This is a genomic window from Microcoleus sp. BR0-C5 (genome assembly GCF_036705045.1).
GTDB lineage: Bacteria > Cyanobacteriota > Cyanobacteriia > Cyanobacteriales > Microcoleaceae > Microcoleus.
Window position 1 is genome coordinate 1 of the sequence record NZ_JAUBTR010000144.1, and the last position, 5,957, is coordinate 5,957.

Sequence of the window (5,957 nt, forward strand, 5' to 3'; positions counted from 1 at the left end):
AGAGAAATAAGTTTATTGGCTAGCGTTCTGGGACTACTTAGCTCAGATACCCCAAGCAGCGGTTATTGAGCAGTTACCATTATTCATGTGGATTGATTTTAAAATTCAAAAGTATTGAACCGAGGCATAACTAAGGGTTAATCCGCTAATAGGCGATAAACACAGGATGCAACCCCACAATAGTTTGCCCCCTCCATAGGTCATTCGGGATATTTGGTAAACTTGGTCTTCGCTCAAAAATTGCGATCGGATCTAGTGGCTTGACGTTACGTGTAGGTCGTTTAAGTTGGGAGAAATCCATATCCAAACCCCGAATTTGCTAGCTTGCAAGCTTTTACCCAAGATAACATAATTTTCAAAGTTTTAGCCAACCTAAATAGAGTAGAGCTACTTTCTTCCGCCGAATGGCAATATTCACAAAGAAAATTAGCTCTACTTCTTACTAAATTTCTAGTAGCGCGGTTTACGGACATGAGGCTGCTATAACTTTAGCGTTAATTAAGGTAAAAATCCTATCTAGTTCTAGTAAGCTTGCTAATTCTACAACTTCTTCGGAAGTTAAAAGATTAGCCTTTTTTCTGTCGGCTAGTTCTTCTAATCGGGCTTGCAGGTTTTCCGTAAATTTGAATAAGTAAAGATTTCTGACTTTCTCAATCGAAATCTCACGATCGATCCAGTAGGAAGGTTGTACCATAAGTTCAGCTATCATGGTCATTCAATTACTCCAATTACTACATGGATAGTTTTGATTATATCATGAGAACGAAAGGATTACTTTAGAAAGAGCCGACCTACTTACGCGGGGCGCGATCGCAGAAACCGAGTTTTTTACCGAATCTGTCTGCTAAAACAAATTATTGCAAAAAACCCGGTTTCTGGCCGTACAGTGCGTAAATCCTGCTAACTTGACTTAGTTGTTTTCTTGGCTGTTGTCGCAGTCGCCGTCTTTTTAGCAGTGGTTTTCTTCGCCGCAGTTGTCGTCTTTTTAGCAGTAGTTTTCTTCGCCGCAGTCTTCTCAGTTGCCGTCTCCGACTTCGCCGCCGCAGTCTTCGTTGACTTCTTCGACTTGCTGCTAGATTTACCGCCTCCCGCTGCTTCCTTCGTTGCTAACAATTCCAGTGCTCTTTGCAAGGTGAAATTCTCCACAGATTCATCCTTCGACAAAGAAGCATTGATATCGCCGTGTTTCACGTAGGGGCCGTAGCGGCCGTCGTAAACATTGATCAATTCTCCCGACTCTGGATGCGCGCCCAATTCCTTCAAAGGTGTGGCTGATTTGCTGCGGCCGCGGGCGGCTTTCGGCTGCGATAATAATTCTAATGCCCGATCGAGATCGATCGTCAAAACATCATCCGGCGGTTTGATCGATCGATAATCCTTACCCACCTTACCCTGGTCATGCACCACATAAGGCCCATACATCCCCAAATTAGCTTGCACCTTCGCCCCCGTCTCCGGGTGAGTTCCCAACAACCGAGGTAAAGTCAACAAACTCACCGCCATATCCACCGTCACGCTATCCTTATCCGTCCCCTTCGGTAAAGAAGCGCGCTTCGGTTTCTTGTTAGTTTCCGAAACATCCCCTAACTGAACGTATGGCCCATAACTGCCAATCAGCACATAAATCGGTTCCCCGGTTTCCGGGTGGAGTCCCAATTTTTCCGGGCCTTCGGTTTTTTGCTTTAACAGAAACTCCACTTGTTCCGGATCTAAATCTGCCGGCGTCAAATCTTGGGGAATCGATGCTTTTACCAGGCCTTCTTCGCTTTCAGATTCCAGGTATGCGCCAAATTTGCCGATGCAGACTTTAGCAGAAATATTCTCCAATACCACAGTTCGGGCAACTTTCGCATCAATCTGACTTTCCTGTTCTTTGACTTGGGTTGCGAGTCCGGTTTCCCCTGTATAAAACTTTTGCAAATACGGCAGCCATTTCGCCTCACCGGTGGCAATTTCATCGAGGGTTTGTTCCATTCGGGAAGTAAAACCGGTGTCTACTAAATCGGGAAAATGTGTTTCCAATAAAGTTGTGACGGCGAAAGCAGTGAATGTCGGAATTAGGGCGTTTGCTATTAATTTCGCATATCCCCGATCGACAATTGTACCGATAATACTCGCGTATGTACTCGGACGGCCCACACCTTCGCTTTCGAGCATTTTCACCAGAGAAGCTTCCGTGTAGCGGGCGGGAGGTTGAGTTTCGTGGCCAACTGCCTCTGAATCCTTACAATTAGGTTTATCCCCCACCTTCAGCGCCGGCAAAATCACCTCTTGGTCTTCCAACGCCGCATTCGGATCGTCGGAACCTTCCACGTAGGCGCGCAAAAAGCCTGGAAAATCAATGCGTTTCCCGCTGGAACGGAAACCGGCATCTTCTACCTGAGTTAATACAGTGACGTGAGTTTGGCGCGAATCGGCCATTTGAGAAGCGACAGTCCGCTTCCAAATCAAATCGTAGAGGCGGAAATCAATCCCATCCAATCCCGTTTGCTGCGGAGTCCGAAAAGTGCTGCCAGCGGGACGGATAGCTTCGTGGGCTTCCTGGGCGCCTTTGCTTTTCGTGGTGTATTTGCGCGGTTGGGGGCTGAGGTATTCGCTGCCGTAAAGTTCCTGCACGCAACTGCGCGCTGCAGTGATCGCCTGTTCGGACAAATGCACCGAATCCGTCCGCATATAAGTGATAAAACCGCGTTCGTAGAGACTTTGGGCAATTCGCATGGTTTCCCGCGCACCCAGCCTCAGCTTGCGGTTAGCTTCCTGCTGCAAAGTCGAGGTCGTAAACGGCGGCGACGGTTTGCGGGTGACTGGCCGTTCTTCGAGATTGGTGACAGTCCAAGGTTTGTTTTGAATGCGTTCCAGTAAAGCCCGCGCCTGTTCTTCGTTCAGCAAAAGTACGCGGCGGCCGGAGATAATTTGTCCGGTATTTTCATCAAAATCGCTGCCGTTTGCAACTTTCACCTTGCCGACAGTCACGAGTTTGGCGTCAAAGGAAATCTTGCCCTTTTCCAAAAGGGCTTTTAAATCCCAGTAACTACCTTGGCGGAAAGCGCGGCGTTCCCGTTCCCGGCGTACCAAAAGCCTGACTGCGACTGACTGGACTCGGCCTGCGGACAAACCCCAAGCGATTTTCTTCCACAGTAGCGGAGAGAGTGTGTAACCGACGAGTCGATCGAGAATTCGGCGAGTTTCCTGGGCTTGTACTACTCGATTGTCGATATCGCGGCAGTGAGTCAAAGCGTCGCGGATGGCTTCGCGGGTGATTTCGTGAAACACCATCCGCTTGATGGGAACTTTGGGTTTGAGGATTTGCAGCAAATGCCAGGAAATGCTTTCGCCTTCCCGGTCTTCGTCAGTGGCTAGAATCAGTTCTGTGGCGTCTTTGAGGGCGTCTTTGAGTTCTTTAACAATTTTCTTTTTATCTTTCGGGATGACGTAGAGGGGTTCAAAGTCTGCCTCCACGTTTACGCCCAGTTGCGCCCATTTTTCTCCTTTAACGGCTTCTGGTATTTCTTCGGCGGAGGATGGTAGGTCGCGGACATGGCCCATCGATGCCTCTACACGGTAGGTGGAGGGCAGGAAGTTGCGGATGGTACGGGCTTTTGTGGGAGATTCGACGATGACTAAGGTTGACATGGCATCTTTTAAATATGGATGGCAGCGCAGCTAGAGGGTCTAAATTAGAGAGTGTAGGTCAGATGTCAAGGTTTCTTTCAACTTTGGGCGATTATTTTCAAACTACCTTAATTTTTAAGTTACTGCCGATCGGGTGGCAGGTGACAATGTGATGGGATTTTACTGCTTTGGGGGCAGAGGCTGCGAATCGCGTCTCTACAAGATGCACTCCTTGGATGACCTGACTTTAGCAGAATTGTCGCTAACTGGATGTTGAGACTGCTGGATGCGGGCGGATGGTTCCTCAATCTGGTTGTAACTTGAAGGTTGGGGCGACCGATTTTAGATTTTAGATTTTAGATTTTAGATTAGGAAAGATTTACTGAGTATAGGTTTTGGACTTTGGTACAGTAGGCTGTGCAGCATCAGCGTGGCGATCGGAAGGAAAGCAATCACAGAGGATTAAAATTACTTGAGCGATCGATCAAGTCTATGAACAATGCTATGACATTTGAATTCGACCATCTCTTCATCCTTACTGATATTGGTGCTTCGGAAGCTAATCGTTTATCCTCATTCGGTTTAGTTGAGGGTGGATCTCGCATTCATCGCGGACAAGGTACAGCCAATCGCTGTTTCTTTTTCCATAACGCAATGTTGGAATTGTTATGGATTCACGATCCAGAAGAGGCGCAATCTGAGCCAATTCGTCAAACTCGTCTTTGGGAGCGATCGACAAATCGGAATAATGGTGCGTGTCCGTTTGGCATCTGTTTGCGTCCAGCCAAAGGTTCTGAGGACACAGTTGCATTTTCTAGTTGGGCATATCATCCACCTTATTTATCTGAAACGATGAGTATCGCAGTAGGAACAAATAGTGATGTTTTGACTGAACCCATGCTTTTCCAAATTTCCTTTGGTAAACGTCCCGATCAATACTCTGCTGATAAGTCACAGCCTTTGGATCACGGTGTTGGTTTCCGCGAAATTACTCGCGTAGAATTAGTCAGTCCTGCTGCCAATAATCCCTCACCTGAACTTCAAGCAGTGCTTGAGACAAATCAGCTAAAGTTACGGATAGGAACCGAGTATTTTGTGGAGCTTGGTTTTGATGGAGAAGTGCAGGGACAACAGGTAGATTTTAGACCGGGATTGCCGCTTATTATCAGTTGGTAATCTCAAGCCGTACAACAATTAATAATAGGGCTTCAGTATCGAACGAGCTGCGAGCATTCGTACAGAACGCGGACTGACAACTTCAGGAACATTAGAGGCCATTGAGAATTTTCCAAGTTTGCTGAGTAAACTAGAGATATAGTAACCCCGAATTTATTGAGGACTGGAAAATGGAGACAATTACTGACCTGCCGGGGTATCGCATAACAGAACAACTCTATGCAGGATCTCGCACTCTAGTCTATCGAGGTATTCGGGAGAGCGATCGGACTCCAGTCGTCATCAAACTGCTGAGAAACGAATACCCCAGCTTCAGCGAACTGCTGCAATTCCGCAACCAATATACCATCGCCAAAAATCTACGTCTGCCTGGAGTGGTTGAACCCCTCGATTTAACACCTTACAAAAACGCCTATGCTTTGATAATGGAAGACTTTGGAGGAGTTTCCCTGTCTACTTATCTCCCGGCCACAACTGATAAAAACCAACCCGATACATCTCTATCTTTAGAAAACTTTCTCAACCTAGCCAGGGAACTAGCAAATATTCTCCACTCTCTCTACCAAAACCGAGTTATTCATAAAGATATCAAACCCGCCAATATTCTGATTAACCCACATAGCAAACAAATTAAACTCATTGACTTCAGTATTTCTTCCCTGCTGCCGAGAGAAACCCAAGAAATCCAGAATCCCAACACCCTCGAAGGAACCTTAGCTTATCTCTCCCCAGAAAAGACCGGAAGAATGAATCGAGGCATTGACTATCGGAGTGACTTTTATTCCCTGGGTGTGACCTTCTATGAATTGTTGACAACACAGTTACCCTTCGACTCAGACGACCCAATGGAGTTAGTGCATTGTCATCTCGCCAAACAGCCGATTCCGGTACATCAAATCAAGCCAGAAGTTCCCCTAATTTTATCTCAAATTGTTAGTAAACTGATGGCAAAGAATGCGGAAAATCGCTATCAGAGTGCATTAGGACTGAAACACGATTTAGAAATTTGTCTAGCTCAATTACAAAACACTGGTAACATTGAGACGTTTGCATTGGGAACGCGGGATATTACAGACCATTTCCTCATCCCCGAAAAACTCTACGGCAGAGAAACAGAAGTTGAAACCTTATTAGCAGCCTTTGAGCGAGTCAGCAGAGGCAGCACCGAA

The 5,957-nt window shown here is 46.6% G+C and carries 4 protein-coding genes; 2 read left to right on the forward strand and 2 right to left on the reverse strand.

All coding sequences use genetic code 11. The annotated features are described in order from the left end of the window. Positions 1-463: 463 nt before the first annotated feature. Together QUB08_RS31105 and topA are read right to left on the reverse strand one after the other, a co-directional pair. Positions 464-709 carry a hypothetical protein gene (locus QUB08_RS31105; protein ID WP_333135026.1) on the reverse strand — a complete coding sequence of 82 codons (246 nt, stop codon included), beginning with the start codon at positions 707-709 and terminating at the stop codon, positions 464-466. A 191-nt stretch (positions 710-900) separates the two neighbouring features. Next, positions 901-3,633: a type I DNA topoisomerase gene (gene topA / locus QUB08_RS31110; RefSeq protein WP_333230065.1), complete on the reverse strand. Its 2,733-nt coding sequence runs from the start codon at positions 3,631-3,633 to the stop codon at positions 901-903. 396 nt (positions 3,634-4,029) lie between these two features. On the opposite strand from topA, the gene QUB08_RS31115 reads away from it, so the two are divergent. Further along, positions 4,030-4,788 (forward strand): VOC family protein, encoded by a 759-nt coding sequence (locus QUB08_RS31115; RefSeq protein WP_333230067.1) that lies wholly within the window; start codon positions 4,030-4,032, stop codon positions 4,786-4,788. 170 nt (positions 4,789-4,958) lie between these two features. Further along, a partial coding sequence (locus QUB08_RS31120; RefSeq protein ID WP_333230069.1) for a protein kinase domain-containing protein occupies positions 4,959-5,957 on the forward strand: 999 nt, incomplete at its 3' end.

What these genes read in the sequence shown, in the direction of transcription:
- QUB08_RS31105 (WP_333135026.1), bottom strand. Translation starts at nt 709, where the DNA reads ATGATAGCTGAACTTATGGTACAACCTTCCTACTGGATCGATCGTGAG.
- topA (WP_333230065.1), bottom strand. Translation starts at nt 3,633, where the DNA reads ATGTCAACCTTAGTCATCGTCGAATCTCCCACAAAAGCCCGTACCATC.